This window comes from Muricoccus harenae, assembly GCF_009848505.1.
Classification (GTDB): Bacteria; Pseudomonadota; Alphaproteobacteria; order Acetobacterales; family Acetobacteraceae; genus Roseomonas; species Roseomonas harenae.
In genome coordinates, this window is record NZ_WWDL01000005.1 from 67,142 (window position 1) to 91,817 (window position 24,676).

26 protein-coding genes are annotated in these 24,676 nt (G+C 71.0%); 6 read left to right on the forward strand and 20 right to left on the reverse strand.

Features of this window, described 5'->3' with window-relative positions; translation table 11 throughout:
• Positions 1 to 32 precede the first annotated feature (32 nt).
• The 5 genes from GSE44_RS05720 to sppA all read right to left on the reverse strand — a co-directional run bounded on the left by GSE44_RS05720 (position 33) and on the right by sppA (position 4,234).
• Complete coding sequence (locus GSE44_RS05720; protein WP_159347835.1) at positions 33 to 1,163, reverse strand: S1C family serine protease; 1,131 nt, start codon at positions 1,161 to 1,163, stop codon at positions 33 to 35.
• Between the two features lie 89 nt (positions 1,164 to 1,252).
• Positions 1,253 to 2,248: a lipid A deacylase LpxR family protein gene (locus GSE44_RS05725; RefSeq protein WP_159347836.1), complete on the reverse strand. Its 996-nt coding sequence runs from the start codon at positions 2,246 to 2,248 to the stop codon at positions 1,253 to 1,255.
• Between the two features lie 203 nt (positions 2,249 to 2,451).
• Positions 2,452 to 2,811 carry a lipopolysaccharide assembly protein LapA domain-containing protein gene (locus GSE44_RS05730; protein WP_159347837.1) on the reverse strand — a complete coding sequence of 120 codons (360 nt, stop codon included), beginning with the start codon at positions 2,809 to 2,811 and terminating at the stop codon, positions 2,452 to 2,454.
• Positions 2,812 to 2,830: 19 nt separating this feature from the next.
• The gene (gene ihfB, locus GSE44_RS05735) at positions 2,831 to 3,154 is read right to left on the reverse strand and encodes an integration host factor subunit beta (protein ID WP_159347838.1); all 324 of its coding nucleotides are present in this window, start codon (positions 3,152 to 3,154) and stop codon (positions 2,831 to 2,833) included.
• Between the two features lie 39 nt (positions 3,155 to 3,193).
• Positions 3,194 to 4,234 carry a signal peptide peptidase SppA gene (sppA, locus tag GSE44_RS05740; RefSeq protein WP_159347839.1) on the reverse strand — a complete coding sequence of 347 codons (1,041 nt, stop codon included), beginning with the start codon at positions 4,232 to 4,234 and terminating at the stop codon, positions 3,194 to 3,196.
• Positions 4,235 to 4,453: 219 nt separating this feature from the next.
• Between sppA and GSE44_RS05745 the strand changes: the two genes are divergently transcribed.
• Entirely contained in the window at positions 4,454 to 4,885 is a 432-nt protein-coding gene (locus GSE44_RS05745; RefSeq protein ID WP_159347840.1) for a hypothetical protein, read from the forward strand.
• Between the two features lie 76 nt (positions 4,886 to 4,961).
• On the opposite strand, the gene GSE44_RS05750 is transcribed toward GSE44_RS05745, so the two are convergent.
• From GSE44_RS05750 to GSE44_RS05790, 9 genes are all read right to left on the reverse strand, one after another.
• On the reverse strand, positions 4,962 to 6,161 hold the full coding sequence (locus GSE44_RS05750) for a M20/M25/M40 family metallo-hydrolase (RefSeq protein WP_159347841.1): 1,200 nt from the start codon (positions 6,159 to 6,161) through the stop codon (positions 4,962 to 4,964).
• 67 nt (positions 6,162 to 6,228) lie between these two features.
• Positions 6,229 to 7,071, reverse strand: a complete 843-nt coding sequence (locus GSE44_RS05755; RefSeq protein WP_159347842.1) for an alpha/beta hydrolase — start codon at positions 7,069 to 7,071, stop codon at positions 6,229 to 6,231.
• A gap of 76 nt (positions 7,072 to 7,147) precedes the next feature.
• Complete coding sequence (locus tag GSE44_RS05760) at positions 7,148 to 7,849, reverse strand: ABC transporter ATP-binding protein (protein ID WP_159347843.1); 702 nt, start codon at positions 7,847 to 7,849, stop codon at positions 7,148 to 7,150.
• Complete coding sequence (locus GSE44_RS05765) at positions 7,849 to 8,607, reverse strand: ABC transporter ATP-binding protein (protein WP_159347844.1); 759 nt, start codon at positions 8,605 to 8,607, stop codon at positions 7,849 to 7,851. Before GSE44_RS05765 ends, GSE44_RS05760 begins: the two co-directional genes overlap by 1 nt.
• The gene (locus GSE44_RS05770) at positions 8,600 to 9,661 is read right to left on the reverse strand and encodes a branched-chain amino acid ABC transporter permease (RefSeq protein ID WP_159347845.1); all 1,062 of its coding nucleotides are present in this window, start codon (positions 9,659 to 9,661) and stop codon (positions 8,600 to 8,602) included. Before GSE44_RS05770 ends, GSE44_RS05765 begins: the two co-directional genes overlap by 8 nt.
• Entirely contained in the window at positions 9,654 to 10,568 is a 915-nt protein-coding gene (locus tag GSE44_RS05775; RefSeq protein ID WP_159347846.1) for a branched-chain amino acid ABC transporter permease, read from the reverse strand. The genes GSE44_RS05770 and GSE44_RS05775 overlap by 8 nt, the downstream gene beginning before the upstream one ends.
• 10 nt (positions 10,569 to 10,578) lie before the next feature.
• Positions 10,579 to 11,760: an ABC transporter substrate-binding protein gene (locus GSE44_RS05780; RefSeq protein ID WP_159347847.1), complete on the reverse strand. Its 1,182-nt coding sequence runs from the start codon at positions 11,758 to 11,760 to the stop codon at positions 10,579 to 10,581.
• 69 nt (positions 11,761 to 11,829) lie between these two features.
• The gene (locus tag GSE44_RS05785; protein WP_159347848.1) at positions 11,830 to 12,366 is read right to left on the reverse strand and encodes a 3-hydroxyanthranilate 3,4-dioxygenase; all 537 of its coding nucleotides are present in this window, start codon (positions 12,364 to 12,366) and stop codon (positions 11,830 to 11,832) included.
• A 76-nt stretch (positions 12,367 to 12,442) separates the two neighbouring features.
• Positions 12,443 to 13,426: a dihydrodipicolinate synthase family protein gene (locus GSE44_RS05790; RefSeq protein WP_159347849.1), complete on the reverse strand. Its 984-nt coding sequence runs from the start codon at positions 13,424 to 13,426 to the stop codon at positions 12,443 to 12,445.
• Between the two features lie 163 nt (positions 13,427 to 13,589).
• Between GSE44_RS05790 and GSE44_RS05795 the strand changes: the two genes are divergently transcribed.
• The 5 genes from GSE44_RS05795 to GSE44_RS05815 all read left to right on the forward strand — a co-directional run bounded on the left by GSE44_RS05795 (position 13,590) and on the right by GSE44_RS05815 (position 19,856).
• On the forward strand, positions 13,590 to 15,242 hold the full coding sequence (locus tag GSE44_RS05795) for a Na/Pi cotransporter family protein (protein WP_159347850.1): 1,653 nt from the start codon (positions 13,590 to 13,592) through the stop codon (positions 15,240 to 15,242).
• A gap of 130 nt (positions 15,243 to 15,372) precedes the next feature.
• Positions 15,373 to 16,578 (forward strand): cell surface protein, encoded by a 1,206-nt coding sequence (locus GSE44_RS05800; protein ID WP_159347851.1) that lies wholly within the window; start codon positions 15,373 to 15,375, stop codon positions 16,576 to 16,578.
• Positions 16,568 to 17,548 carry a DUF6384 family protein gene (locus GSE44_RS05805; protein ID WP_159347852.1) on the forward strand — a complete coding sequence of 327 codons (981 nt, stop codon included), beginning with the start codon at positions 16,568 to 16,570 and terminating at the stop codon, positions 17,546 to 17,548. The genes GSE44_RS05800 and GSE44_RS05805 overlap by 11 nt, the downstream gene beginning before the upstream one ends.
• 13 nt (positions 17,549 to 17,561) lie before the next feature.
• A complete protein-coding gene (locus tag GSE44_RS05810) occupies positions 17,562 to 19,013 on the forward strand; it encodes a hypothetical protein (RefSeq protein ID WP_159347853.1) in 1,452 nt (483 codons plus the stop codon).
• Between the two features lie 72 nt (positions 19,014 to 19,085).
• Positions 19,086 to 19,856, forward strand: a complete 771-nt coding sequence (locus tag GSE44_RS05815) for an SDR family oxidoreductase (RefSeq protein ID WP_159347854.1) — start codon at positions 19,086 to 19,088, stop codon at positions 19,854 to 19,856.
• A gap of 3 nt (positions 19,857 to 19,859) precedes the next feature.
• Here GSE44_RS05815 and GSE44_RS05820 read toward each other — a convergent pair whose 3' ends face one another.
• The 6 genes from GSE44_RS05820 to GSE44_RS05845 form a co-directional block, all read right to left on the reverse strand.
• Complete coding sequence (locus GSE44_RS05820) at positions 19,860 to 20,579, reverse strand: hypothetical protein (protein WP_159347855.1); 720 nt, start codon at positions 20,577 to 20,579, stop codon at positions 19,860 to 19,862.
• Positions 20,563 to 20,934: a helix-turn-helix domain-containing protein gene (locus tag GSE44_RS05825; RefSeq protein WP_159347856.1), complete on the reverse strand. Its 372-nt coding sequence runs from the start codon at positions 20,932 to 20,934 to the stop codon at positions 20,563 to 20,565. The genes GSE44_RS05820 and GSE44_RS05825 overlap by 17 nt, the downstream gene beginning before the upstream one ends.
• A gap of 7 nt (positions 20,935 to 20,941) precedes the next feature.
• Positions 20,942 to 21,778, reverse strand: a complete 837-nt coding sequence (locus GSE44_RS05830; protein WP_159347857.1) for a beta-keto acid cleavage family enzyme — start codon at positions 21,776 to 21,778, stop codon at positions 20,942 to 20,944.
• 114 nt (positions 21,779 to 21,892) lie between these two features.
• On the reverse strand, positions 21,893 to 22,426 hold the full coding sequence (locus GSE44_RS05835) for a Smr/MutS family protein (RefSeq protein ID WP_159347858.1): 534 nt from the start codon (positions 22,424 to 22,426) through the stop codon (positions 21,893 to 21,895).
• Positions 22,427 to 23,221, reverse strand: a complete 795-nt coding sequence (locus GSE44_RS05840; protein ID WP_235924580.1) for a LutC/YkgG family protein — start codon at positions 23,219 to 23,221, stop codon at positions 22,427 to 22,429.
• The gene (locus GSE44_RS05845) at positions 23,218 to 24,645 is read right to left on the reverse strand and encodes a LutB/LldF family L-lactate oxidation iron-sulfur protein (RefSeq protein ID WP_159347860.1); all 1,428 of its coding nucleotides are present in this window, start codon (positions 24,643 to 24,645) and stop codon (positions 23,218 to 23,220) included. The genes GSE44_RS05840 and GSE44_RS05845 overlap by 4 nt, the downstream gene beginning before the upstream one ends.
• Positions 24,646 to 24,676 lie beyond the last annotated feature (31 nt).

Genomic DNA, 24,676 nt, shown 5'->3' on the forward strand with positions numbered 1-24,676 from the left:
GCGCGGCAGCCGGGCTCACACTCCTTGGTGCCTCACCTGCCGCCTGCCTGCAGCGGGATATCCAGGGTGATGCTGCGCCCGCCGCGCAGGATGGTCAGGCCGACCGTGGCCCCGGGATCGTATTGGTCCAGCGCCGCCAGGAGTTCGGGCACCCGCGAGACCGGCCGGCCGGCCACGGCGATGATGATGTCGCCCGGGATGAAGCCGCCATCGGCGGTGAGCTGCGCAGGGCGCAATCCGGCTATGGCGGCGGTGGAGCCGGGGACCACGTCCAGCACGAAGACACCCTGGACGCCGAGGCGGGCGGAGAGCGCCTCGTTCAGCTGCGCATCCGTGCGGATGCCGAGGTCTGACCGGACATAGCCCCCATCGGCGATCAGGCGCGGGACGACGCGGTTCACCACATCCACCGGCACGGCGAAGCCGATCCCGGCACTGGCGCCCGAGGGGCTGAAGATGGCCGTGTTCACGCCGATCAGCCGTCCGGCGCTGTCGAGCAGCGGGCCGCCGGAATTGCCGGGATTGATGGCGGCGTCGGTCTGGACAAGCCCGACCATGACGCTGCCCGCCTGGGCCGGCAGCTCGCGGTTCAGGGCCGAGATGATGCCGGTGGTGAGCGTCCAGTCCAGGCCGAAGGGATTGCCGATGGCGAAGACCTTCTGGCCCACGCGCAGGTCGGCGCTGGTGCCGATGGGCAGCGGCGATGGGCGGCCGATGGCGACGCCGATCCGCAGCACAGCCAAGTCATGCGCCGGGCTGGTGCCGACGAGGGCCGCACTGAAGGCCCGGCCATCCGCGAGGCGGACCGTAGCGCCCGATGCGCCGGCCAGGACGTGGTGATTGGTCACGACATGCCCGGCCGCGTCCCAGACGAAGCCCGATCCGGTGCCGCGCGGCACGTTCAGCGCGTTGCGCGACCAGGGGGCGAGGACGCGCTCCGTGGTCGAGATGAAGACGACCGAGCTGCGCGCCGCCTCGAAGAGCGCGATGGTGCTGCGCTCGTCCTCGGCGAGGTTGCCGCGCGGGGTGATGACGCGCGGCTCGGCCTGGGTTCCGAGCAGCAGGGACTGGATCAGCGGCAGGCCATGCCAGGCCAGGATCAGGAGCAGCGCCGCCGTGGCGATCCAGAGGAAGGGCGGCACGCGGCGGAAGCGGTCTGGCATGGCCCCTCGTAGCAGACCCGCGGGCCGGCCGGGTATGGAGGCGAGGCTGTCCGAAGGTCCGCCAGAAGGAGCCGGTCAGAAGGAGCCGGTCAGAAGGGAACCGTCAGGCTGATGGAGCCGAAGCTGTGCCCGCCCTTCTGCTGCTGGAACTCCTTGGACTGCCAGACATGGGTATAGGCCAGCCGCATGCCCTGCCACAGCACGGCCGCGCCGAGCTGCGCCTCGCCCACCACCCAGCGGCGGTCCACGCTCGGGCTGTCGCGGAAGGTATTGCCGTCCAGGAAGAGATTGCGGGCGACGACGCGCCCGCCGGCCCCGCCGAACAGGTACCAGCCGAACTCCTCTTGCGGCCGCGCCAGGGGCGAGCGGTTGATGGTCGGCGTCAGCCGGACGGGGCCCCAATCAGCCCCGAGCGCGTCGCCGATGCGGAACACCGCACCGGCCCCGGCATAGGTATAGGCGGTCCCCAGGGCGAGGCTCGTCGCGGGAATGACCTCCGTGTCCAATCCGCCGAGCTGGCCGGTGGGCACGCGCCACTGGCGTTCGGCCAGCATGCCGAAGGTCACCTCGTCCCGCAGCTGATGGTCCCAGCCTTCGGCGTGGTGCTTGTTGATCACGTCGTGCCAGCGGTTCTGCACGAACTCGCCCCCTGAGGCGGCACCGATGACGCCGAGCTGGAAGGACAGCACGGTCCGCATCCGCTCCGTGGCGCGCTCCAGGCTCAGCGAGCCGGAGAGGTGGCCGGCATAGGGGCGGTCCGTCGGGTCCGGGACGTGGCGCCGGATCTCCTCCGGCGTGAAGATGGCCTGTTCCAGCGACAGGCCCCAGCGGAACTCGCCGGGGCCGAGCAGCCAGTCGAACTGCCGGTCGAGCCAGGCCACGGGCCCGGCGGGCGTCGCGGCCGGTGAGCTCCACTGCAGCGAAAGCCCGTTGCTGTAGTAGCGGTCCGTGCCGCCGAACATGTCGTTCTCATCCGCCAGGCTCAGCGAGCCACCTGCATAGAGCGAGACGCGCGACGGGTTCTGTGCAAGGGCGGGCCCTGCGAGGACGGGGAGCAGGAGGCAGATGGCAATGGACTGGCGCATGGTTCTATTTCCGCGCTGTGGCCGTGCCGGAAAGGCAGGACCCAGGGATGCCGCATCAAGCGATGGGGAGGAGACGGCTCGTCACGCCGCCGGCATGGTCGCGGCGGAATGGGCCAATGAATAGCAGATGGGCACCGGCACCAGGGCGACGCCCCGGGGGGTAGCGGTGGCGGTGGCGGTGCCGTTTCCGGGAATGGAGGGCGTTACCCGGCCACCCGCACGGCCCGGCTTCCGGTTCCCGAATACATCGCCTGGTCCTGCGCCAGCGTCTCGGCTTCCACGCGCTTGGCTTCCCGCGCCCGCAGCTCACTCAGCTCCGCCTGCGCCGCCTCGCCCGCCCGGATCCGCGCGCGCATCCGGCGGCGCGAGGGCATGCCGGCTGCCCAGGACACGAAAGCCCCCAGCAGGAAGGCCAGGGCCGAGACGAGCAGCACGGCAAGGGCCAGCGGCGTCTGCCAGGTGAGGTCGAAGGGCCAGAGCCCGACCGCGACCGGCTGCATGTTGGACAGCGCGAACAGCACGATGACGAGCAGCAGGGGCCCGATCAGCAACCAACGCCACATGGGCGGTACTCCCGAAGTGTCAGCCGTCCGCCTTGGCGGCGGCACGGCGCGATTGCTGCAGCGGGCCACCATTCACCCGCTCGCGCAGCTCCTTGCCGGGCTTGAAGTAGGGGACGGCCTTGCCGGAGACGGCAACGGACTCCCCGGTCCGCGGGTTGCGGCCCGTGCGCGCATCCCGCTTCTTGGCCGAGAAGGCGCCGAAGCCGCGCAGCTCCACCCGGTCCCCGCGCGCGAGGGCGGCGGTGATCTCCTCGAAGATCGTGGCCACGATCAGCTCCACGTCCGGCTGGCGCAGATGCGGATTGGCCGCTGACAGGGCCGCGATGAGTTCCGACTTCGTCATCCGGCTCGCGCGTCTCCCCAGCCCCGAAAGGGGGGCCCCTCAACGACCCCAAGGCTGCCAAAGCGCCCAGGCGCCGTCAACGCCAAGTCCTTCTGAAATCACGCTTTTCAGGGAATTTGCAAAGGTTAACCCGAAAGCGGCCCCGAAGGCTTCGCCCAGCATGGCCCCGAAGGCCCGGTCCCGCAGGTCGCGCGAGCGCAGGTCGCGCATCGGCAGGTCGGCATCGATCCCGTGGGTGGCGGCCAAGTGGGCGCGGGCTTCCTGCTCGCCGCCGATGGCATCGATCAGCCCGGCGGCCAGGGCCTGGCGGCCGGTCATGATCCGCCCGTCGGCTATGGCGCGCACCCGCTCCTCCGGCATGTGCCGGCCCTCGGAGACCATGTGCACGAACTGGGAATGCAGGTCGTCGACCACGGCGCGCAGGGCGGCGCGGCCTTCCTCGCTCAGTGGCCGGAAGGGGCTGGGCTGGTCCTTCAGCGGGCCGGAGGTAATTGCCTCGGCCCGCAGGCCGAGCAGACGCATCGCCTCCTGCGCATCGAAGGATTGCAGCATCACGCCGATCGAGCCGGTGACGCTGCCTTCCCGCGCGAAGACGCGCTCGGCGGGCATGGCGATCATGTAGCCGGCGGAGGCCGCCATGCCGCCGAACACGGCAACCAGGGGCTTGTTGGCGGCGCGGAAGCGCGTCAGTGCCCCATGCAGTGCCTCTCCGCCGGAGACGGTGCCGCCGGGGCTGTCCACCGCCAGCACCATGCCACGGACGCTGTCCGACTTGGCGGCGCGGTCGATCGCCTCGATCAGCCGCCGGTCATCCGCGATGGTGCCGGAGACGGTGAGCCGCAGGAGATGCGGGCCGCGCAGGGCAGCGAAGGCCGATCCTTCCGTCGCCGGGCCTGCGAAGGCGAAGGCCAGGCTGCCGATCACCACCAGCACCGCCAGGGCCCGCCAGAGCCCGCGGCTGCGCTTCAGCCGGCGGCGGTCCAGCAGCAGGTCGGCATCCAGCACGCCCGGAAAAGGGGCCGCGGGAGCGGCCGGAGGCGCGTCGGTGTTCGAGGCGGGCCAGGGCGGGGAGGTTGCCATGGGCTGTCTATGCCCGTTGCGACCCCCCGCCGCCAAGGCCGGAGCAGCCGGCCTGTTCCGCACAGGGGATAGCGAATGCAAAAACGGGATTCTTGTCGCGTGACATGGGATCAGGCTCGGAGGTAGCATGGCGCCCTGTCCCGGGCCGCGCGCCTCCGCCGCGATCCGACGCTTGCCGGCCTGATGTCCCGGCCCCATCCGATCGGGAAACGCACGCCCATGCGCCTTGCCCTGCTGGTTGTTCCGGCCCTGCTCCTGGCGACCTCCCTGCTGGCTGCGGGCCCTGCCTCCGCGCAGCGGCTTCGCTCGCAATCCATCGCCAATGCGGTCACGCCGCCTTCCACCGGCGATGCCACCTGTGACGATGCCGTGGCCGCCTGGCGCGCCTGCATCGCCGTCTCGCCCAAGTCGCCGGCCGACAAGACCCAGGCGAACACCGAGGTGGACAAGTTCGTGCGCGATGTCTTCGACGCCCGTGGCCCGCACCGGGACGACCTCATCCGCGCCTGCGGCCCCACCGCCACGGGCTACCGGCTGATGGCCGAGAACGGCACCTGCGCCGCCAACATCACCGGCGCGCGGGACGACCAGGCGACACGCGTTGGCAGCCCGGCCGGGGCCGTGGCGGCGCAGCGGCGGGCGCAGCGCTAACAGCCCACTCAAACGCGGGGGCCGGGGTGGACGCCGCCACCCTGGCGGGGTCCAGGGGCAAAGCCCCTGGGGCCGCCTAGACCTCCATTCCCGCCGTCTGCAGCAGCGTCGCGAAGGCCAGCTGCATGTCATGCAGCGTCTGCTCGGGCGCCACATCCACCCATTCGTCCAGCGTATGCGCGCCGGCCCCTGCCCCGGCGCTGACCGCGATCCCCGGGATGCCGAGCGAGATCGGAATGCTGGCATCCGTCGAGCTGGCCACGGTCTTCGGCGTGTAGCCCAGGGCGCGGGCGGCTGCGGTGGCATTGGCGACGAGCTCGCTGTCGCGGCCGATCGGGCCGGCCGGGCGGTCGCCGATCTTCTTCAGCTCCACCGTCACCGCGCCCTTCGCGGTGTTGCGCGTGGCGTTCTCCGCTTCCACCGCGCGCTGCACGATGCCGCGGAAGGTGTGGTCGATGCGAGCAAGCTCCTGGGCGGAGTCCGAGCGCAGGTCGACCTCCACCCATACCTCGTTCGGGATGGAGTTCACCGAGGTGCCGCCGCCGACCACGCTGGCGCTGAAGGTCGTGCGCGGCTCCTTCGGGACCTCGATGCGCGACAGGCCGGCGATGGCCTCCGCCATGGCGAAGGAGGGGCTGACGATGCCGAAATCCATGAAGCTGTGCCCGCCGGGGCCGCGGAAGGCGACGCGGTAGCGCAGCGAGCCGGTGGCGCCGGAGACGATGGTCCCCATGCCCATCGGGCCTTCCACGGAGATGAAGGCGGCGATCCGGCCGGCATAGCGGCCCTTGGTGAAGAGGAAGCGCATGCCCCGAAGGTCGCCCAGCCCTTCCTCGCCGACATTTCCGACGAAGAGGATGTCATGCTTCGTGCGGATGCCGGCGGCATCCATGGCGCGCAGGAAGGCCAGGTTCATAGCCAGGCTGCGCGTGTCGTCGCCGATGCCGGGCGCGTAGAGGCGGGTGCCTTCCCGCCGGACCTTCAGATCCGTGCCGGGGGGAAAGACCGTGTCCAGATGCGCGGCGACCACGATGAGCTGGCCGTTGCCGAGGCCACGCCGGAGGCCCATCACATTGCCCTCGGCGTCCATCTCGCAATCCTCGAGGCCGGCGTCGCGCAGCATGGCGAGATAGGCCTTCCCGCGCTCCTCCTCCTGGAAAAAGGGGGCCGGGATCTCGGTGAGGGTGATGGTCTCCTCGACGAAGCGCTCATGCCCCGCTGCCAGATGCCGCAGCGCCTCCTGATAGGCTGTGCTCTTCATCACCTGCTCGACCATCACCGTACCCCTTAGTGGAACGGTCTGGCATGCGACGGCGCGGCGATCCTGTCCAGATGCCCGCAGCTTACAATCCCATCAACCGCCGCGTCGCATCATGCAGCGGGTTGCCCGGCTCCCCGAAATCGAAGATGAGATCGAAGTGGTTCGAGCCGGGGCGGGGCGACACCACCTCCGCCATGCACCCGGCCCCGCGCAGCGCGGCGGCGAAATCCGCGGTCTGGCGCTTGAACGCGGCCGTTTCCGTGTCGCCGAACGCCAAAACCACCGGTAGGCCGGAGGGCAGCGGCAGCAGGGCCGGGCTGTTCCGCGCCGCGGCCGCTGCGTCCAGCTTCATCCATTCGTTGATATGGGTCTGCGGGATGGGGGTCAGGTCGAACAGGCCGGAGAGGAGCGTGGCCCCTGCCACCGGGCGCTCGGGAAGGCCGAAGCCCGCCTGCCAGCCGGGGGAGAGAAGCATCGCGGCCAAGTGCCCGCCCGCGCTGCTGCCGGCCAGGTGGATGCGCGCGGCGTCGCCCCCGAACTGCGCGATGTTTCGGTGCACCCAGGCCAGCGCCCGCCGGCATTCCTCGACGATCCGGTCCAGCGAGGCCACCGGCGCCAGGGTGTAGTTCACCGAGACCACGCAGGCGCCGGCCATGACGTAGGCGGGGGCCATGGAGCCGGAATCGGCGGCATCGAGGGCGTGCCAGTAGCCGCCATGGATGAAGACCAGCACGGGGGCAGGGCCGGTGGCCTGGGCGGGGTAGATGTCCAGCCGCTCGGGTTCGGTCCCGCCATAGGAGTGGGTGGACCAGTCCAGCACGGCCTTCGCGGCGTCGGTGCGCGTGCGGTACTCGGCCAGGATGTCGAGCACGTTGGGGGTGGTGGCGCGGGCGTTGTATTCGCGGTCGAGGGTGGTGGTGTCCATCAGGAGCTCCGGAAGGCCGGGGGAGGTATCCCCCGGGCCCCCTTCTATTTTTATCGGTTTGATGGCGTGGCGCGCGTCAGACGCCGATCCAGGAGCGGATGCGGGCGGAGTCCCGGTCCAGCTCCTCGCCGGTGCCGGTCCAGACGGTGCGGCCCTTTTCCAGCACGGTGTGGCGGTCTGCCAGGCGGCGCAGCGCGGCCAGGGTCTTGTCGATCAGCAGGATCGCCTGGCCCTCGGCCTTAAGGGCGGTCAGCGTGGCCCAGATCTCGGCGCGGATCACGGGGGCCAGACCTTCCGTCGCCTCGTCGAGGATGAGGAGATGCGGGTTGGTCATCAACGCGCGGCCGATCGCCAGCATCTGCTGCTCCCCGCCCGACAGCGTGCGCGCGGATTGGCCGGCGCGTTCGCGCAGGCGGGGGAAGAGGGAGAACACACGCTCCAGCGTCCAGGGGTTTGCGGCATTCTCGCGATCGGCGGCGGTGGCGACGAGGTTCTCGCGCACCGTCAGCGTTGGGAAGACCTGCCGGCCCTCGGGGACCAGGCCGATGCCGCGGCGGGCCACGCCTTCGGGCGGCAGACCCGAGACCAGAGCGCCGCGGAATTCCACCTTTCCGCCACGCGGCGGGTTCAGGCCCATGATGGCGCGAACCGTCGTCGTCTTGCCCATGCCGTTGCGGCCGAGCAGCGTCACCACCTCCCCCGGGCCCACTTGCAGGTTAACGTCGAACAGTACCTGGGCCGCGCCATAGCCTGCCTGCAGCCCTTCCACCCGCAGCATCAGACGGCCTCCTCCTCGGAGAGATAGGCGGCGCGCACCTGCGGATCGGCGCGGATCTGCGCCGGCGTGCCAGAGGCGATGCAATGGCCGTAGACCAGCACGGAGATGCGGTCGGCGAGGCTGAACACGGCATCCATGTCGTGCTCCACCAGCAGGATGGGGATGCGGCCCTTCAAGGCGCGCAGCACCTCGGTCATCCGCAGGCTCTCGCTGGCGCCGAGGCCGGCCATGGGCTCGTCCAGCAGCAGCAGGCGCGGGCCAGTGGCGAGGGCGACGGCGAGTTCGAGCTGCTTGCGCTCGCCATGCGACAGGTCGGCCACCGGCAGGTTCCAGCGCGCGGGCGGCAATCCCACTTGGTCCAGTGCGGCGCCTGCGGGTTCCAGCAGGCGCGCATCGCGCGAAGCATCGCGCCAGAAGCGGAAGCCGTGGCCGGCGCGGGCCTGCACGGCGAGGGCGACATTCGCTTCCGCCGTGTCGTCCTCAAGCAATTGGGTGATCTGGAAGCTGCGCGACAGGCCACGCCGCACGCGGGCGGGAGTGGAGAGGCGCGTGATCTCCTCGCCGAGGAAAAGGATGCGGCCGGCATCGGGACGGATCTCGCCCATGATCTGGCCGATGGCGGTGGTCTTGCCGGCGCCGTTGGGACCGATCAACGCATGCAGCTCACCCGGCATCACCTCCAGCGAAAGGTCGTCCGTCGCGGTCAGGCCGCCAAAGCGCTTCATTAGGTGCTGCACGGAAAGGACCGGTTCAGCCATGTGCCGCGGACTCCGGCACGGGTTTGGCGGGCGGAAGCTCAGCCGGTGGCAGGGGCTGCGCGTTGTGCAGGGCGGGCGGACCGGCGATCCGCCGCACAGCGCCCATCAGCCCGCCGCGCGCGAAGAGCACGATGACAACGAGGATGGGGCCGAGGACGAACTGCCAGTGCTCGGTGAGGCCGGAGAGGGTGTATTCCAGCCCCACCAGCGCCGCCGCGCCCAGCACGGGGCCGACGAGGGTGCCGAGGCCGCCGAGGATGACCATCACCATCAGCTCGCCGGACTTGGTCCAGTGCATCATGTCGGGCGAGACGAAGCGCGCGTAGTTCACCATCAGCGCACCCGCCATGGCGGCGCCCATGCCGGCAATGACGAAGGCCACCAGCTTGTAGAGATAGGTGCGGATGCCGATGGCGGCCATCCGGCGCTCCCCCTGCCGCACGCCCGCGAGCACGCGGCCGAAGCGGGAGCGCGTGACGCGGTCCATGAGGAAGAGCCAGAGCGCCAGCAGGCCGAGGCAGATCCAGTAGAGGGTGGCGGGATCGCGCAGGTTCATCCCGAGCACAGGGGCGACGCGGCGGATGGCAAGGCCATCGTCTCCGCCATAGGCCTGCAGCGAGACGAACAGGAAGAACAGCATCTGCGCGAAGGCGAGGGTGATCATGATGAACTGCACGCCGGCGGTGCGCAGCGACAACGCGCCGATGATGGCGGCGCCGAGCCCGCCCACCAGGATGGCGAGCGGCATGGTCACCAGCAGGTCGTTCGAACCCGGGATGAGGCCGAGGAACGGATCACCCGACGACCAATGCGCGTAGAGGATGCCGACCACATAGCCGCCCAGGCCGAAATAGGCGGCATGGCCGAAGGAGACCAGACCGCCCTGGCCCAGCAGCAGGTTCAGCGAGGAGGCGGCGATGGCGTAGATGGCGATGCGCGTCGCGAGGCCTGTGGTCGCGGGGCTGTCGAGCATCGGCGCCACCACCGGGATGAAGGCGGCCAGCACCAGCAGTAGCACCGTCCAGCTGCGTTCGTCGCGCCAGAGGTTACGCATGGGCGGGGAACAATCCGCGCGGCTTAACGAGCAGCACCAACGCCATCAGGAGATAGACCCCCATGGAGGCGAGGCCCGCGCCCAGCGCATCCGCTTCCGATCCGGCCATCACCTCGCGCAGCAGGCCGGGGACATAGGCGCGGAGCATGGTGTCCACCACGCCCACCAGCACCGCCCCGAAAAGCGCGCCGCGCACGGAGCCGATGCCGCCGATCACGACGACGACGAAGGTGGTGATGAGGATCTGCTCCCCCATTCCCGGCTGCACCGACAGGATCGGGCCGGCCATGAGCCCGGCGAGCCCCGCCAGCAGCGCGCCGAGGCCGAAGACGAGCGTGTAGAGCAGCCGCACATCCACGCCGAGCGCCCGCACCATTTCCCGGTGCGTCGCGCCCGCGCGCACCAGCATGCCGATGCGCGTGCGCTGGATCAGCCAGTAGAGGCCGAAGGCCACCATCAACCCGATGGCGATGATGACGAGGCGGTAGACCGGGTAGTCGATGCCCGGCAGCACGCGGACGAAGCCCTGCAGTGCCTCGGGCACGTCCACGAAGAGGGGCTGCCGGCCGAAGAGCAGGACCATGCCCTGGTTGAAGAACAGGATCAGCCCGAAGGTCGCCAGCACCTGGTCCAGATGGTCCCGCGCATAGAGGCGGCGCAGTACGACGTATTCCAGCGCCATTCCCACGGCAGCCGCCGCCACGAGGCCCGCCAGCAGCGAGAGGATGGCGGAACCCGTGGCGCTGGCAGTGACCGCCGCCGCATAGGCGCCGACCATGTAGAGCGAGCCATGGGCGAGGTTGATCACGCCCATGATCCCGAAGACCAGGGTCAGCCCGGCCGCGAGAAGAAACAGCATGACGCCAAGCTGGACGCCGTTCAGCAACTGCTCCAGCAGAAGCGCCACGCCGCGCGCCTCAGAAGCGGCACTGGGAGGCGTAGGCATCCCCGTGGTCGGTCAGCACGCGGTCCTTGGTGACCAGCGCCGGCCTGCCGCCGACATTCTCCACCTTCAGCGCGAACCAGTCCTGCACCGGGTGGTTGTTGGTGCCGAAGCGGAACTTGCCGCGCGTGCTCTCGAAGCTGGCGGGCTTCATGGCGCGGTAGAAGGCCTCGGTGTCGTCGACCTTGCCGCCGGTGCCCTTCAGCGCGGCGGCGATGGCGAGCGCGGTGTCGAAGCCCTGCTGCGCGTAATAGGTGGGCAGGCGGCCGTACTTCTGCTGGAAGGCGGCGACGAAGCGCTTGCTCGCGGCATTGTCGAAGTCGCTGTTCCAGTGGCTGGTGACGTTGACGCCGACAGCGGCATCGCCCACCGCCGCGAGTGTCGTGCTGTCCATCGAGGGAGAGGCGAGGGTCATCGGCACATTCGCCAGCAGCCCGGCCTGGATGTATTGCCGCACAAAGGCAATGCCGAGGCCGCCCGGGTGGAACTGGTACACGCCATCGGGCGCGGCGGCGCGGATCTGCGCCATCTCGGCCGCGTAGTCGGTCTGGTCGAGGCGGGTATAGACCTCGCCCGCGATCTGGCCCTTGTAGAGCCGCTTGAAGCCGGTGATGGCATCCCGCCCCGCCTGGTAGTTCGGCGCGAGGATGAACATCTTCTTCTGGCCCAGATTGGTCGCCAGCTGCCCCGCGCTTTCATGCAGGCTGTCGTTCTGCCAGGCGATGGACCAGAAGTTCTTGTGGCATTCCTTCCCCGCCAGGTTCGAGGGCGAGGCGTTGGGCGAGACATAGATGCCGCCCGCATCCAGTACGTCCGGCGCGACCGCGCCGAGCACGTTGGAGAAGACGATGCCGGTCAGAAGCTTGATGCGCTCGTTCTTCAGGAAGCGGTCGGCGATCTGCTTGCCCTGGCCGGGGCGCAGCGCGTCATCCTCCACCATCACCTGCACCGGGGCGCCGCCGAGCTTGCCGCCCTCCATCTCCACCGCCAGCAGGAAGGCATCGCGGATGTCCTGGCCGAGATAGCTGCCCGGACCGGAAAGGGTGGTGATCATCCCGATCTTCAGCGGCGCGCCCTGGGCCAAAGCGGGGCGCGCGAGCGGCGCCAGCCCGAGGGCCGCGCCAGAGGCCAGGAACCCGCGGCGTTGGATGGACATGGGAAGCCTCCGTCGGTTTCGTTGAAGCCTAAAGGAGTTTGCTCCGCCGCGTCCACAGCCGCGCGCTGCTCAGAGGCTTACCCAGCCCTCAGGCGGCGTCTTGCCGGGGTGGAGCGTGCCGCAATGCGGGCAGGTGCGCTTCTCCTCCGAGGCGTAGAAATCGGCGTAGAGGGGTGGCAGGTCCTTCACGATGTCCTGCACCACCAGTTCGATCCGGTGGACGCGGGTGTTGCAGGTGAAGCAATACCATTCGAAGGCGTCCCTCGCCCCCGGCGGACGCGCCCCTTCCACCACCAGCCCAACCGAGCCCGGCTGGGGCCGCTGCGGCGAATGGGGCACATGGGCGGGCAGGAGGAAGACCTGTCCCTCCCGGATGGGGATGTCCTGGATGCGGCCGTCCTGGTGCACCTTGAGCACCATGTCGCCGCGCAGCTGGTAGAAGAACTCCTCCACCGGGTCGTCGTGGAAGTCCACGCGCTGGTTCGGCCCGCCCACGATCTGCACGACCGTGTCCGCCCCCTCGAAGAGCAGCTTGTTGCCCACCGGCGGCTTGAGCAGATGCTCGTTCTCGGCAATCCATTTCCTGAAGTCGAACGGCTGCTTCATCTCGCTTCCTCACCGCGGGGTCCGGGAGGCGCGTCCGCCCCCCGGCAGGGGTGTGGGGGCGGCGCCCCCACGGGCCTCACTCGGCGGCCTGCCGGCCCGCGAACTTAAGCCCGCAGGAGGCAAAGGCCGCCCGCGTTGCCGCCCGCTCCGCCTCCGTCAGATTCAGCATCGGTCGCCTGACCGGCCCGCCCGCCTGCCCCAGCAGCTCCATGCAGTATTTCGTATGGGCCGGCGGCTTGCCGCCCGGCTTGGTGGAGCGGATGGCCTGCCGCACCGGGGCGAGGCTGTCGAAGACGCGGCGCGCCTCCGCCGCGCGCCCCGCGAAGGCGAGGTCGGTGTATTCGCGCATCCTTGTGTCGGCCGCCGTCTGGAGCAGGGCGGGTGGCGCAGAGCAGAGATAGAGGCGCCAGCCCAGTTCCAGGATGTTGTCGAGCCATTCCTCCTCGCTGGCCGTGCTGACCAGCAGGGCGTCGCCCGCGCGGCGGGACAGCTCGGCATACATCCCGCGCGGGACAGAGTATTTGATCGCCACGACGCTCGGGATTTCGGCCAGCCTCAGGCAGAGGTCCGGGCTCATCAGGTAGCCGCTGTCCGGATGGGACCAGAGGGCGATGCCCAGCCGCGTACGCTCCCCGATGTGGCGGTAGTATTCGAGCAGCGTCTCGTCGCGCTCATGCAGGAAGTGCAGCACCGGGGCGTGGACGACGATGAAGTCGGCGCCGCATTCCTCGGCATGGGCGGCCAGTTCAAGCACCGTGTCGAGGTTCTGGTCGGAGCAGGACATGATGGTGCGGCGCCCGCAGTCCCGCGCCACCTCCGCCGCGATGGTGAAGCAGCGTTTCCGCTCCGCGACCGACATGGAGAAGAACTCGCCCTGCTTGCCGGCGACAAAGACGCCGTCCACGCCCAACTCGGTGAACCAGTGCCGCAGGTTGGCCCGGAATCCCGCCTCGTCGAGCGAGAGGTCGGGGCGGAAGGGGGTTGGCGCCGCGCACCAGATCCCGCGCAGATGCGCGCGGGCGAAAGGCTTCGCCTCGGCGCGGCCATAGGTCCCGTTCATCGTTCCGCCTCCCGGATGGGACGGGAAGCGTATCGGCAGGAGCGGCTCTGCGGGAACCCCCGAGGCGGGTTGCATCCCACCTCATTCATGCCGGAGGTTCCACATGATGCGTGCAAACCGGCCAGTATGACGCTTATATGGCAGGCTCCTACCGGAGGTGGCGTTGGACGCATTACGGCTGCTGATCGAACTGGCGGGGGAAGCGGCGCTTCTTCTCTTCGGGCTGCATCTGGTGCAGCGCGGGATCGAGCGCGCCTTCGGGGCCAATCTGCGCCGGGTCGTCAGCGTGGCTCTCGGCTCCCGCCTGCGCGCCTTCCTGGCCGGGCTGGGCGTCACCGCCGCGCTGCAGAGCAGCACCGCCGCCGCGCTGATGGTGAGCGGGCTGGCCGCACGCGGCACGCTGGGGCTGGAGCCGGCGCTGGCTGCCATGCTGGGCGCCAATGTCGGCACCGCGCTGATCGTTCAGCTGCTGTCCTTCGACGTGCGGGCCATCTTCCCGGCCATGCTGCTGCTCGGCTGGGCCGCCTATCGCCGGACCAGCACCCGGCAGCGGGAGGCCGGGCGCGCCGTGCTGGGCCTCGGACTGATGCTCGCCGCCCTGCACATGATGCTGGAGAGCATGGCGCCGCTGCAGGCCTCGCCGGCCTTCCGGGAGGTGCTGCACCTGCTGGAAGGCTCGCCGCTGCTGAACCTCGTGGCGGCCGCGCTGCTGGCCTGGGCGATGCATTCCTCGGTCGCCGCCGTGCTGCTGATCGGCTCCCTGGCCGGGGCCGGGGTGCTGGGCCCGCAGGCGGCGATCGCCATGGTGGTGGGCGCCAATCTCGGCAGCGCCATCACCCCGGTGCTGGCCGCGCGCAACGAGGAGGGAGACCTTTCCCGCCAGCGGCTGCCGATCGGCAATCTGGTGAACCGGCTGGCCGGCGCCCTGCTGGCCCTGGCGCTGATCGGCCCGCTGACCGATGCCCTGCGGGTGCTGGACCCCAACCCGGCGCGGCTCGTGGCGAATGCGCATCTCGGCTTTAACCTGATCCTCGCCCTGGTGACCCTGCCCTTCCTCGGCCCATTCGGGCGGCTGCTCACCTGGCTGCTGCCCGCGCCGCCGGCCGCGGCCGATGCCGCCGCGCCGCGCTACCTGGACCCCGGCGCCGTCGCCATGCCGGCGGTGGCCCTGGCCAATGCCTCGCGCGAGGTTCTGCGCATCGCCGATGAGGTGGAGGCAATGCTGCGCGATGCCGCCGCCGCGCTGCGCCGCGCCGATATCGACCGTGCCCGCGCGACGGCCCGGCGCGACGACGTGGTGGACAACCTGCACCGCGCCGTCCACGCCTATCTCGCCACTCTGCCGCGCGAGACGCTGAACAAGGCCGAGGTCACCCGGCTGGAGGAGATCCGGGACGTGGCCATCGCCCTGGAGCATATCGGGGACATGGTGGAGCGCGGCCTCGCCCGCCACGCCACCCGGGCGGCGCGGCGCGGGACGCTGCTGCCGAATGACCTGGCCGATGAGCTGGCGGCGCTGCATGAGCGCGCCATCGCCCAGCTCCGCCTGGCTGTGGCCGTCTTCATGGGCGGGGATTCCGCCGCCGCCCGGCAACTGGTGGTCGAGAAGGAAGCCTGGCGCCAGGCGGAGCGCAATGCCGCTGCGCGGCTGGGCCGCAGCCCGGACGACGCCACCGCCGCCACCGCCCGGCTGGCGCTGGACGTGACGCGGGACCTGAAGGCCATCGCCGGCCATCTCGCCGGCATCGCCCATCCGCTGCTGGAGCGCGAGGGGCTGCTGCGCGTCAGCCGCCTGCGCGCCGCCCCCGCCGCCTGAGCCGCGCCGCCTGAGCCGCGCCGCCAGCTGTGGCGGCGTTCGGCCATGGAACCGGGCCGTCAGCGGGGAGTTTATTGGCCTCGCCCGTCCCTCACGGCTATGGGGGATGCCACCAGGGAGGTTTGACGCCATGCAGCAGCAGGTGACCGGCACGGCCATCGCCGCCCAGCCGATGCGCTATCTGGACAAGGCCATGACCGCGCTGCGCGACATGGGCCTGCCGCTTCCGCCGACCGGCGCCGCGCAGGAGAACCCGATCACGGGGCTGCTGCAGAAGGTCAGCGACCTGGATCCCGACCGCGTCGCGCTCATCGCCCGCGTGCTGGTGCAGGCGACGCATTTCAACGAAATGGTGCGCGAGCAGATCCGCGCGGTGGAGATCGGCCAGCGCTACGAGGAGATCACCGAAGCCTTCAACTCCATCCGCGACGACGCGCGGTCGATGGTGACCCAGGTCGAGGACGGCCGGATCAGCACGATGGAGCGGCTTTCCAACGTCTGGCAGAAGGTGACGCGCGGCGACATCGCCGACCGCTTCGACAAGATCCGCGGCACCTATGTCGAGGTTTCGCGGGACACCAAGGAGCAGGTCGAGCGCGAGCACGCCATCCTCGAGGCCTATCGCGACTTCCGCGGCGCGATGAAGGAAGCCGAGGTGATGGCCTATGAGGTGCTGCAGAAGGCCCAGGCCCGGCTGGAGGCGGCGCGGCAGCGGATGGACGAGGCCTCGAAGGCCGTGGAGGCCGCCAGCGCCGTTGCCCCGCCCGAGCGCGCCCGGCTGGAGCTGACGCGAGACGAGGCGTTGCGCGCGCTGCAATCCGAGGAGGGCGTCTACCAGGTTGCGAAGGATCTCTCGGACAACCTGACCGTCTCCTACAACACCTCCGAGGTCATCATGGCGCGGCTGGTGCAGACCACGAGCGCGAAGGAACGCGTGTGGCAGCAATCCGTCTCCTTCTTCTCGACCAATGAGGCGGTGCTGACGGCGCTGACGGCCACCTTCACCGGGCTGCACGGGCTGAATGAGAGCACGCGCACGCTGGAAGGCATGAAGGCCGGCGTGAACCAGAGCCTGGAGGTGCTGGCCGAGATCGGCGGCAAGGTGCAGGAGGATGCGATCCGCGCCGGCTACGGCCCGACCATCCGTGCCGAGGCGGTGAAGCGCCTGGTGGATTCCGTGGTGAACTACCAGGAGCGCTCGCGCGAGATCATCGACGAAATGCGGCGGGAGGCGACGGCGAACAGCCAGGAGATCAGCCGCGCGGTCGAGGATGCGAAGCGGCGGCTGGCGCGGCTGGCGCGGGAGGGCACGGCGCTGCCCGCGAATGCCGTCTGACACCGCGGCTTCGGTTCCCTCCACCGGCAGCCCACCGCGCGGCGAGGCGCCCACCGCGGCCCCGCTCGATGAGACGATGCTGGCGATGGATGTGGTGGACACGCTCCGCCATGCCGAGCGGCTGGTCGAGCGCGAGCTGGGCGGGGAGGAACGCCGCGCCCAGCTGAAGCGCCGGCTGCGGGAGATCTATGCCACCCAGGGCATCGAGGTTCCCGACCGCATCCTGGAGGAAGGCGTGGCCTCGCTGGAGGAGCAGCGCTTCGTCTACCAGCCCACGCCGCCCTCCTTCTCGCGCAGCCTCGCCACGCTGTGGGTGACGCGGGCGCGCTGGGGCCGCGCGCTTCTGTTCGGGCTCGGCGCGCTGCTGCTGGCGGGCGGGGGCTGGTGGTTCGGCGTGCATCTGCCGGCCGAGCGAGCGCGCGTGGCGCAGCAGGAGGAACTCCGCACCGGCATCCCCGAAGGGCTGCGCGCCGAGCGCGCGCGCGTCGCCGCGACGACCCAGGCGCCGAACGTGCTCGCCCAGGCGGACCGGCTGGTCTCCGAGGGCGAGGCGGCCGCCCGGGCCGGGGCGCTGGCAGATGCGCGGGACCGCCTGGCTCGGCTGCAGGCGCTGCAGCGTAACCTGGCGCAGGAATATACGGTGCGCATCGTGTCGAGGCCCGGTGAGCCCTCCGGTGTCTGGCGCGTGCCGCCGACCAATCCGCGGGGGCGGAACTTCTATCTGATCGTCGAGGCGGTGGGGCCGGATGGGCGTGCGGTGGAGGTGCCGGTGACCTCCGAGGAGGACAGGCGCACCGCGAATGTGTCCCGCTGGGGGCTGCGCGTCAGCGGGGATGAGTACGAGCGCGTGCGCCAGGACAAGCTGGCGGATGGCGTGATCCAGGATCCGGTTGTCGGCCGCAAGCGCTCGGGGCAGATGGCGCCGGACTGGACCATCCGCAGCACCGGCGGGGCCATCCTGGAATGGTAGGACGGATGCGCCGATGCTGAACGGTTCGCAGCTGCTGCAGAGCTTCGACGAGCGTCTCGCCCGCGCCGAGCGGGAGGCCGCGGCGACGCAGGCGGAGGCCGACGGGCTCGGCAGGCGGATTGATGCGCTGCGCCAGGCCGAGGCGCAGGCGCTGCGCGAGCTGGCGCGGCTGCGCCTGGACATGCTGGGCCAGGATGGCGGGGCGGCGGTGGAGAAGCTGGATGCCGCCAGCAGCCGCGCCCGCGCCCTGCTGGAGGAGCGCGCCCGCGGGGCCCAGGCGGCCGAGGCCGAGCTCGCCGAACGCCGCCGTGCCGTGCAGGAGGCGTCCGAGGCGCGGGACCGCGAGGCCCGGCGGCTGCAGGAAGCCGAGGCGGTGGCGGTGGAGGCCCTGGCCGCGGCGCGGGAGCGGCTGGCGGCCGACCCCGAATGGATTCGCCTGCGCGACTTGGCCGCCGAGGCCGCCCGCACCGCCCAGCATGCGGCGCAGAAGGCCGATTTCGCGCGGCAGGATCGCGAGACGAAGGGGCGGCCTTATCTGGCCGATCCGCTCTTCGCCTATCTGTGGAACCGGGGCTACGGCACGGCGACCTATCGCGCCGGGTCCTTCACGCGGATGCTCGATGGCTTCGTGGCCCGGGTGGCGCGCTATGAGCCGGCCCGGCGCGCCTATGCGCTGCTGGTCGAGCTGCCGGACCGGCTGGCCGCCCATGCGGCGCGCATGCGGCAGGCGGCGGATGAGCGGCGCGCCGCCCTGGCCGCGCATGAGCGGCGCACCACCACCGAGGCCACGGGTGCGGATCTCGCCGGGCTGCGCGCCGCGCTCGACCGCGCGGAGGATGCGCTGGAGGCGGCGCATGCAGCGCTGGGCGAGACCGAACACCGCCGGGCCGCCCTCACCGACGAGGATGCGACGATGCGGGAGGCCATGGCGGTGCTGCAATCCGCCCTGTCCCAGGAAGGCATCCGCACCCTTCGCGAGGCCGCCGCCCGCACCCCGACGCCGCGGGACGATGCCATCGTGTCCCGCATGGCCCATGCGGGCGCCGAGCGCGCGGCGCTGGAGCCGCAGATCAACCAGCGCCGCGCCGAGGCGCAGGCGGCGCGGGACCGGGTGCAGCAGCTGCTTTCGCTGCGGCAGGAGATGCGGCAGCGCGGCTATGGCGGCGGGCACTGGAACTTCGGCGACGGCGCGCTGCTTGGCGTGTTGCTGGGCCAGGTGCTGGGCGGGGCGCTCAGCCGAGGCGGCTTCTGGGACCGGCTGGAGCAGCACCGCATCCCGGGCGGCGGGCCATGGGGTGTTCCTTCCGGTGGTCCATGGGGAGCGCCCTCCGGTCCCTGGGGCGTGCCCTCGGACGGTGGCTGGGATGGCGGCGATATGGGTGGCAGCTTCGGGGGCGGCGGCTTCAGCACCGGCGGCGGCTTCGGCGGCGGCGGTGGCGGCTTCAAGACGGGCGGGTCGTTCTAGCCGGGATTGGGCACGGAAGCCGCGGGGCGGTGACCGTCGGGTGAGGCATCACCCTTGGACAGGAAGGCGGGAATGAACCGAACCCTGGAAGGCCGGACGGCCCTGGTCAGCGGCGCCAGCCGCGGGATCGGCCTGGCCATTGCGCGGCGGCTGGCGGCGGATGGGGCGCGGGTGATGCTGGTGGCGCGCTCCGCCGCGGTGCTGGAAACCGAGGCGGCGGCCCTGCCGGGCGCCGCGGCCTTCGCCACCGACCTGACACAGCCGGAGGGCGCCGGCCGGGCCGTGGCCGCCGCCGTGGCGGAATTCGGCCGGCTGGACCTGCTGGTGCACAGTGCCGGCGCCACCCAGCGCGGCGATTTCCTCACCCTGCCGGACGAAGCCTGGGCGGATGGCTATGCCCTGAAGCTGTTCGGCGGGATGCGGCTTTGCCGCGCCGCCTGGCCGCATCTGGCGGCGGCGGGGGGCGCAGCGGTGCTGATCGCCGGCATCGGCGGGCGGTTGGCCAGCGCGGATTTCACCATCGGCGGCTCGGTCAATGCCGCCCTGATCAACCTGACCAAGGCACTGGCCGATCGCGGCATCCGTGACGGCGTCAGGGTCAATGCCATCAATCCCGGCAGCATCCGGACCGACAGGCTGACCGGCCGCATCGCCACCCTGGCGCGCGAACGGGGGATCGACGCCGAGGCGGCGGCCGGCGCGTTGGCGGCCGATGCCGGCGTCGCCCGCTTCGGGCTGCCGGAGGAAATCGCCGCCGCCGCGGCCTTCCTGGCCGGGCCGGATGCGAGCTACGTGCAGGGCAGCATCCTGGACGTCGATGGCGGCTGGCTGCGGGCGGTATAGGACTCAGCGCAGCCGCTGCGTGCTCTCCCGCATCGCGCGCTCGGCCAGCACGCCCTCGACCAGCGCGAAGAAGTGCTTGCTGTCGTTGATCAGGTAGCGATGCGTCTCCTCCGGATGCTGCTGCAGGTTCAGCGACATCCCCGGCGTCACCAGCCACATCTCCAGGAAGGGGCGCAGCGCATCCACATCCATTGGGTGCCGTCCGTGCAGCCAGGCGATGGCGCAGGAGCGTTCGCCATGCGCCAACTCGTCCAGGTTCACGCGCCTCGGGATGCGCAGGATGTTCGCACGCAGTTCTCCCCAGCCCAGCACGGCCGCGGCATCGAAGTTCACCTGCGGATTGCTCACCACGGCATTCGCATCCCGACGCAGCGCCCAGCGCGGCGCGGCATAGCCGGCCATGGACGCGCCGAAGAACACCACATCCGCCGGCGCATATCCGGCGCAGACGGCATCCACCACGGCATCGAAGGCGGCGCCTGCATCCTCCTGCAGGTAGTAGCTGTTCAGCGGGTCGCGCAACGCCAGCACGTCGCCCTGCCAGCCGCGCTCCACCGTCTCCAGCTCCGCGTAGCGCGCACCGTTGTTATGCGTCGCGATCGTCACCAGCAGGCGTTGCGCGCCTTTCGCCGCCCCACGCACGAGATGCACATAGGGCACCTCCCCCAGCACGCGCTCATGCCGCGCCAGGATCGCGCGATACGCCTCACTCTCCTCCGCCACGCCCACCCCTCTCCAGCACCGCCCGCAATTCTCCCACCACGCCCGGCGGCAGGCTGCGGATCGAATCCGCCAGCCGGTTCGCCAGCTCCGTCGCCTCCGGCGAAAGGCCGGAGGTGTCCAGCACCACCCGCGGCCGGGACAGTTGCGCCAGCCGCGTCAGCTCCTCCGCATCGTCCCAGATCAGCCCGAGATATTCGCAGACCTGGTGCACCAGCCCTACCGAGGGCGCCCCGCGCCGCCCGTGCTCCAGCGCCGAAAGATAGGCCGCGGAAACCTGCATCGCCGCCGCCATCTCCCGCAAGGTCACGCCCCGCTCGGCCCGCCAGCGCCGCAGCCGCGCGCCGAAAGGCGTCACGCCGCCATCACGGGGTTGCGGCGGCGAGGCCCAGCATGTGCCGCGCCTCCTCGGGCGTTGCGGGGCGCCGCCCGTGGCGCGCCGCGGCCTCCACGGCCATCCGCACCAGCTCGGCATTGCCCGAGGCCAAGCGGTCCCGCGAGGCGCGGATATTGTCCTCCAGCCCGGTGCGCACGCCCTGCGCCCCGCGCGCCAGCGCCCATTCCATCACCCGCGCCTGGTTCACGCCGATGCCGGCGGCGGTCCATGTCGCCTCCGGCAGCACGCGGCGCAGCTCGCCCAGCATCAGGTCCAGCAGGTGCTCCTCGGCGGGCATGGCGTTCTTCACGCCCATGACGAACTGCACATGCGGGCGCGCGTTCATCCGGCCCGCATCCAGCAGGCGCTTCGCGCCATGCAGATGCGACAGGTCGAAGATCTCGATCTCCGGCAGCACCCCATTGTCCCGCATGCCCTCCGCCAGCTCCTCCACCAGCGAGGTCGGGTTCTCGTAGACGATGCTGGGGAAGTTCACCGAGCCGGTGGAGAGCGAGGCCATGTCCGGCCGCAGCGGCAGCGAGGAGCCTCGTGCCGAGGGATCGCGCCCGCGCCCGCCGGTGGAGAACTGAATGATCATGCCGGGGCAGTGCTTGCGCACGCCCTCCTGCACCTGCGCGAAGAGCCCCGGGTCGGAGGAGGAGGATTCATCCGGGTTGCGGACATGGATGTGCACGAGGGACGCCCCGGCCTCATAGGCCTCATGGGTGGACTCGACCTGCTCGGCGGGGGTGACGGGTACCGCGGGGTTGTCCTTCTTGCGCGGCACGGATCCGGTGATGGCCACGGCGACGACGACGGGGTCCATGGCGGGTCTCCTCTGAGCGGGGAGGAGGGGTTTAGCACGCAAACAAGGGAAGCAAGGCCGGGGGGAGGTATCCCCCCGGACCCCCTTCTACTTTTGTGAGTTTGAGGGGGGCGTTCAGGTTTTGCGGCGGCGGAGGAGGAGGTGGACGGCGCCGGTGTTGGCGCGGTGCGGGTGGGCGGCGCCGAGGATGAGGGGGCGGACGGAAGGCAGGTTCAGCCAGTGCGGCAACTCGCGCCGCAGGATGCCGCCCTCGCCGCCGCCCTTGCCGGTGACGATCGCCACGCAGCGCACGCCATCGGCATGGGCGTTGCGCAGGAAGGCGATGGTCGCCCCATGCGCCTCCTCGGCGCGGCGGCCATGCAGGTCCAGCGTGCGTTCCGGCCGCGTCTTGCCGCGCCGCAGGTCGCGCCAGCGCCGCTCGTCCAGCCCGGCCCCGGGCTGGCCCACGGCCACGGGTGGCACTGGCCCGGCCCGGCGCACCGGGGGCGCGGGGACCACGGCGGGGGGCGGCGCCGGCTCCGGCGCGGGGGGGGGCGCGGGTGGCGGCGGCGCATCGCGGCCCGGCAGCGCCTCCACCGCGTTCAGCGAAAGATAGGCATGCCAGAGCGCCCGCTCCGAAGGCGAGACGATGCGGGGCCTGCGCGCCATTCAATCCGCCGGGTTCGCGATCTCGCCGGGCCTGGCCACGGGCTCGCGCGCCGCCTCCGGGCGGGGATCCGCGACTTCGGAGAGCAGCGTGCGCGCGGCGGGCTCGTCCTCCACCAGCACCACATGCAGGCGGCGCGGGCCATGCGCGCCGAGCTCCAGCGTCTGCTCGATATCGGCGGAGCGCGACGGGCCGGTGACGAACATGATGTTGCGCGGCATGAAGCCGCCCGAGGGCTCGGCGCCGCCGCGCTCGGCCCGCAGCCGGTCCCAGGCTTCCTCATAGGCGCCGACCAGGGCGGTGGCGCGCAGCACCGCGATCTCCGTCTCCGGCAGCAGGTTCAGCGTCGTCGGGCGTGCGGGATCGGAGGGGAAGAGGAGGGTTCCGGTTTCCGCCACCGCCGCCCAGGCATGCTGCACGGATACGGCATCGTCGCCGCGCGCGCGCCGTGCCTCGAGTTGCAGCATCGGCCGCCGGTCCCAGGGCAGGCCGGTCAGCTCGGGATGCGGCGCCATGACGAAGCGCGGCTCCAGGTTCTGCGCGGCCAGGTAATCGGCGATGGCGGCGGGGACGGATTCGGCATCCGGCACACGCTCGATCGTGCCGAACTCCTTCTCGACGTTCTTTACGAAGAGCGCGATCTGCTCGGCGCGCGAAACACGCGAGCGGGCGGGGATGAGATGGCGCGGATGCGTGGCCAGCCGCCCGTCCAGCATGGCCCGCTGGTCGGCCGGCAGCGGCCCGCGCCGCAGCCCGCGCCTGATGGCGCCGAGGATGGCGTCCTTGCTGCTGCTCATCGCCGCCTCTGCGTCGCGGCGTAGCGCGCCATGAAGGTTCCGCCCGGCTCTGGCGCCGGCAGGTCGCGCCCGCCGGTCCATCCGCCGGCCAGCGGCAGGCGCCGGAACTTGCCGCTGCCGCGGCCCAGCAGCGCCAGCGCGCCCATGCCGACCCGCGTCGCGGCCCGGTACCAGCCAGGGCGCCTGGCGAACCAGGCCCAGAGCTTCAGCCCGCTTCGGATGGTGGAGGGGGTGAGGTGGCGCTCGAACTCCCGCTCCCGCCAATGCCGCATCATCTTCGGCAGCGGGATCTTCACCGGACAGACGCTTTCGCAGCGGCCGCAGAAGGTGGAGGCATTCGGCAGGTGCCCGGACTTGTCGAGCCCGACGAGGGAGGGCGTCAGCACCGCGCCCATCGGGCCCGGATAGACCCAGCCATAGCTGTGCCCGCCCGCCACACCGTAGACCGGGCAATGGTTCATGCAGGCGGCGCAGCGGATGCAGCGCAGCATCTCGTGGAAATCCGTGCCGACCATGTTCGACCGGCCGTTGTCGATCAGCACCACGTGGTAGGCCTCAGGCCCGTCCAGGTCGCCCGGACGGCGGATGCCGGTGCTGAAGGTGGTGTAGACCGACAGGTCCTGCCCGGTGGCCGAGCGCGCCAGCAGCCGCAGCAGCGAGGTGCAGTCCTCCAGCGTCGGCACCACCTTCTCGATGCTGGCCAGCGCGATGTGCACGCGCGGCAGCGTCTGCGTCAGGTCCCCATTGCCCTCGTTGGTGACGATGACGGAGGAGCCCGTCTCGGCGATCAGGAAGTTGGCGCCGGTGATCCCGACATCGGCGGCCAGGAAGCGGGAGCGCAGCGCCTGGCGCGCCTCCACCATGATGTCCCGCCGGTCATGGAAGACCCGGTCCTTCGGCAGGTCGGTATGGGCGGCGCGGAAGCGTTCCTCCCAATCCTCCCGGTTCAGGTGAAAGGCCGGGGCGATGATGTGGGAAGGCGGCTCGTTCACCAGTTGCAGGATGTATTCGCCGAGATCGGTCTCGACCGGCGTGATCCCGTTGGCCTCCAGATGCTCGTTCAGCCCGATCTCCTCGGAGATCATGGACTTGCCCTTGGTGACCGTCCGCGCGCCCTCGGCCTGGCAGATGCGCAGCACGGTCGCCCGCGCCTCGGCGGCGTCGCGGCACCAGTGCACCTGCCCGCCATTCGCCAGGACATTCGCCTCGAAAGCCTCGAGGTAGTGGTCGAGGTTCGCCAGCGTGTGGTTCTTGATGTCCCGCCCAATGTCGCGCAGCCGCTCGAATTCCGGCAGGGCGGCGACGGCCTGGGATCGCTTGGAATGGAAGCCGGAGCCGCCCCGCTTCAGCGCCGTCTGCAGGCGCGGATCGGCCAGGGCACGGGCGGCGCGGCGCTTGAAGTCGGGGGAGGTGAGCGCGACCATCCCCCAACCTAGCCTGCCGGGCCGCTCCGCG

Bases quoted from the DNA above. Each gene is read 5' to 3' on its own strand.
- GSE44_RS05720 (WP_159347835.1), bottom strand. From the start codon at position 1,163: ATGCCAGACCGCTTCCGCCGCGTGCCGCCCTTCCTCTGGATCGCCACG.
- GSE44_RS05725 (WP_159347836.1), bottom strand. From the start codon at position 2,248: ATGCGCCAGTCCATTGCCATCTGCCTCCTGCTCCCCGTCCTCGCAGGG.
- GSE44_RS05730 (WP_159347837.1), bottom strand. From the start codon at position 2,811: ATGTGGCGTTGGTTGCTGATCGGGCCCCTGCTGCTCGTCATCGTGCTG.
- ihfB (WP_159347838.1), bottom strand. From the start codon at position 3,154: ATGACGAAGTCGGAACTCATCGCGGCCCTGTCAGCGGCCAATCCGCAT.
- sppA (WP_159347839.1), bottom strand. From the start codon at position 4,234: ATGGCAACCTCCCCGCCCTGGCCCGCCTCGAACACCGACGCGCCTCCG.
- GSE44_RS05745 (WP_159347840.1), top strand. From the start codon at position 4,454: ATGCGCCTTGCCCTGCTGGTTGTTCCGGCCCTGCTCCTGGCGACCTCC.
- GSE44_RS05750 (WP_159347841.1), bottom strand. From the start codon at position 6,161: ATGGTCGAGCAGGTGATGAAGAGCACAGCCTATCAGGAGGCGCTGCGG.
- GSE44_RS05755 (WP_159347842.1), bottom strand. From the start codon at position 7,071: ATGGACACCACCACCCTCGACCGCGAATACAACGCCCGCGCCACCACC.
- GSE44_RS05760 (WP_159347843.1), bottom strand. From the start codon at position 7,849: ATGCTGCGGGTGGAAGGGCTGCAGGCAGGCTATGGCGCGGCCCAGGTA.
- GSE44_RS05765 (WP_159347844.1), bottom strand. From the start codon at position 8,607: ATGGCTGAACCGGTCCTTTCCGTGCAGCACCTAATGAAGCGCTTTGGC.
- GSE44_RS05770 (WP_159347845.1), bottom strand. From the start codon at position 9,661: ATGCGTAACCTCTGGCGCGACGAACGCAGCTGGACGGTGCTACTGCTG.
- GSE44_RS05780 (WP_159347847.1), bottom strand. From the start codon at position 11,760: ATGTCCATCCAACGCCGCGGGTTCCTGGCCTCTGGCGCGGCCCTCGGG.
- GSE44_RS05785 (WP_159347848.1), bottom strand. From the start codon at position 12,366: ATGAAGCAGCCGTTCGACTTCAGGAAATGGATTGCCGAGAACGAGCAT.
- GSE44_RS05790 (WP_159347849.1), bottom strand. From the start codon at position 13,426: ATGAACGGGACCTATGGCCGCGCCGAGGCGAAGCCTTTCGCCCGCGCG.
- GSE44_RS05800 (WP_159347851.1), top strand. From the start codon at position 15,373: ATGCAGCAGCAGGTGACCGGCACGGCCATCGCCGCCCAGCCGATGCGC.
- GSE44_RS05805 (WP_159347852.1), top strand. From the start codon at position 16,568: ATGCCGTCTGACACCGCGGCTTCGGTTCCCTCCACCGGCAGCCCACCG.
- GSE44_RS05810 (WP_159347853.1), top strand. From the start codon at position 17,562: ATGCTGAACGGTTCGCAGCTGCTGCAGAGCTTCGACGAGCGTCTCGCC.
- GSE44_RS05815 (WP_159347854.1), top strand. From the start codon at position 19,086: ATGAACCGAACCCTGGAAGGCCGGACGGCCCTGGTCAGCGGCGCCAGC.
- GSE44_RS05830 (WP_159347857.1), bottom strand. From the start codon at position 21,778: ATGGACCCCGTCGTCGTCGCCGTGGCCATCACCGGATCCGTGCCGCGC.
- GSE44_RS05835 (WP_159347858.1), bottom strand. From the start codon at position 22,426: ATGGCGCGCAGGCCCCGCATCGTCTCGCCTTCGGAGCGGGCGCTCTGG.
- GSE44_RS05840 (WP_235924580.1), bottom strand. From the start codon at position 23,221: ATGAGCAGCAGCAAGGACGCCATCCTCGGCGCCATCAGGCGCGGGCTG.
- GSE44_RS05845 (WP_159347860.1), bottom strand. From the start codon at position 24,645: ATGGTCGCGCTCACCTCCCCCGACTTCAAGCGCCGCGCCGCCCGTGCC.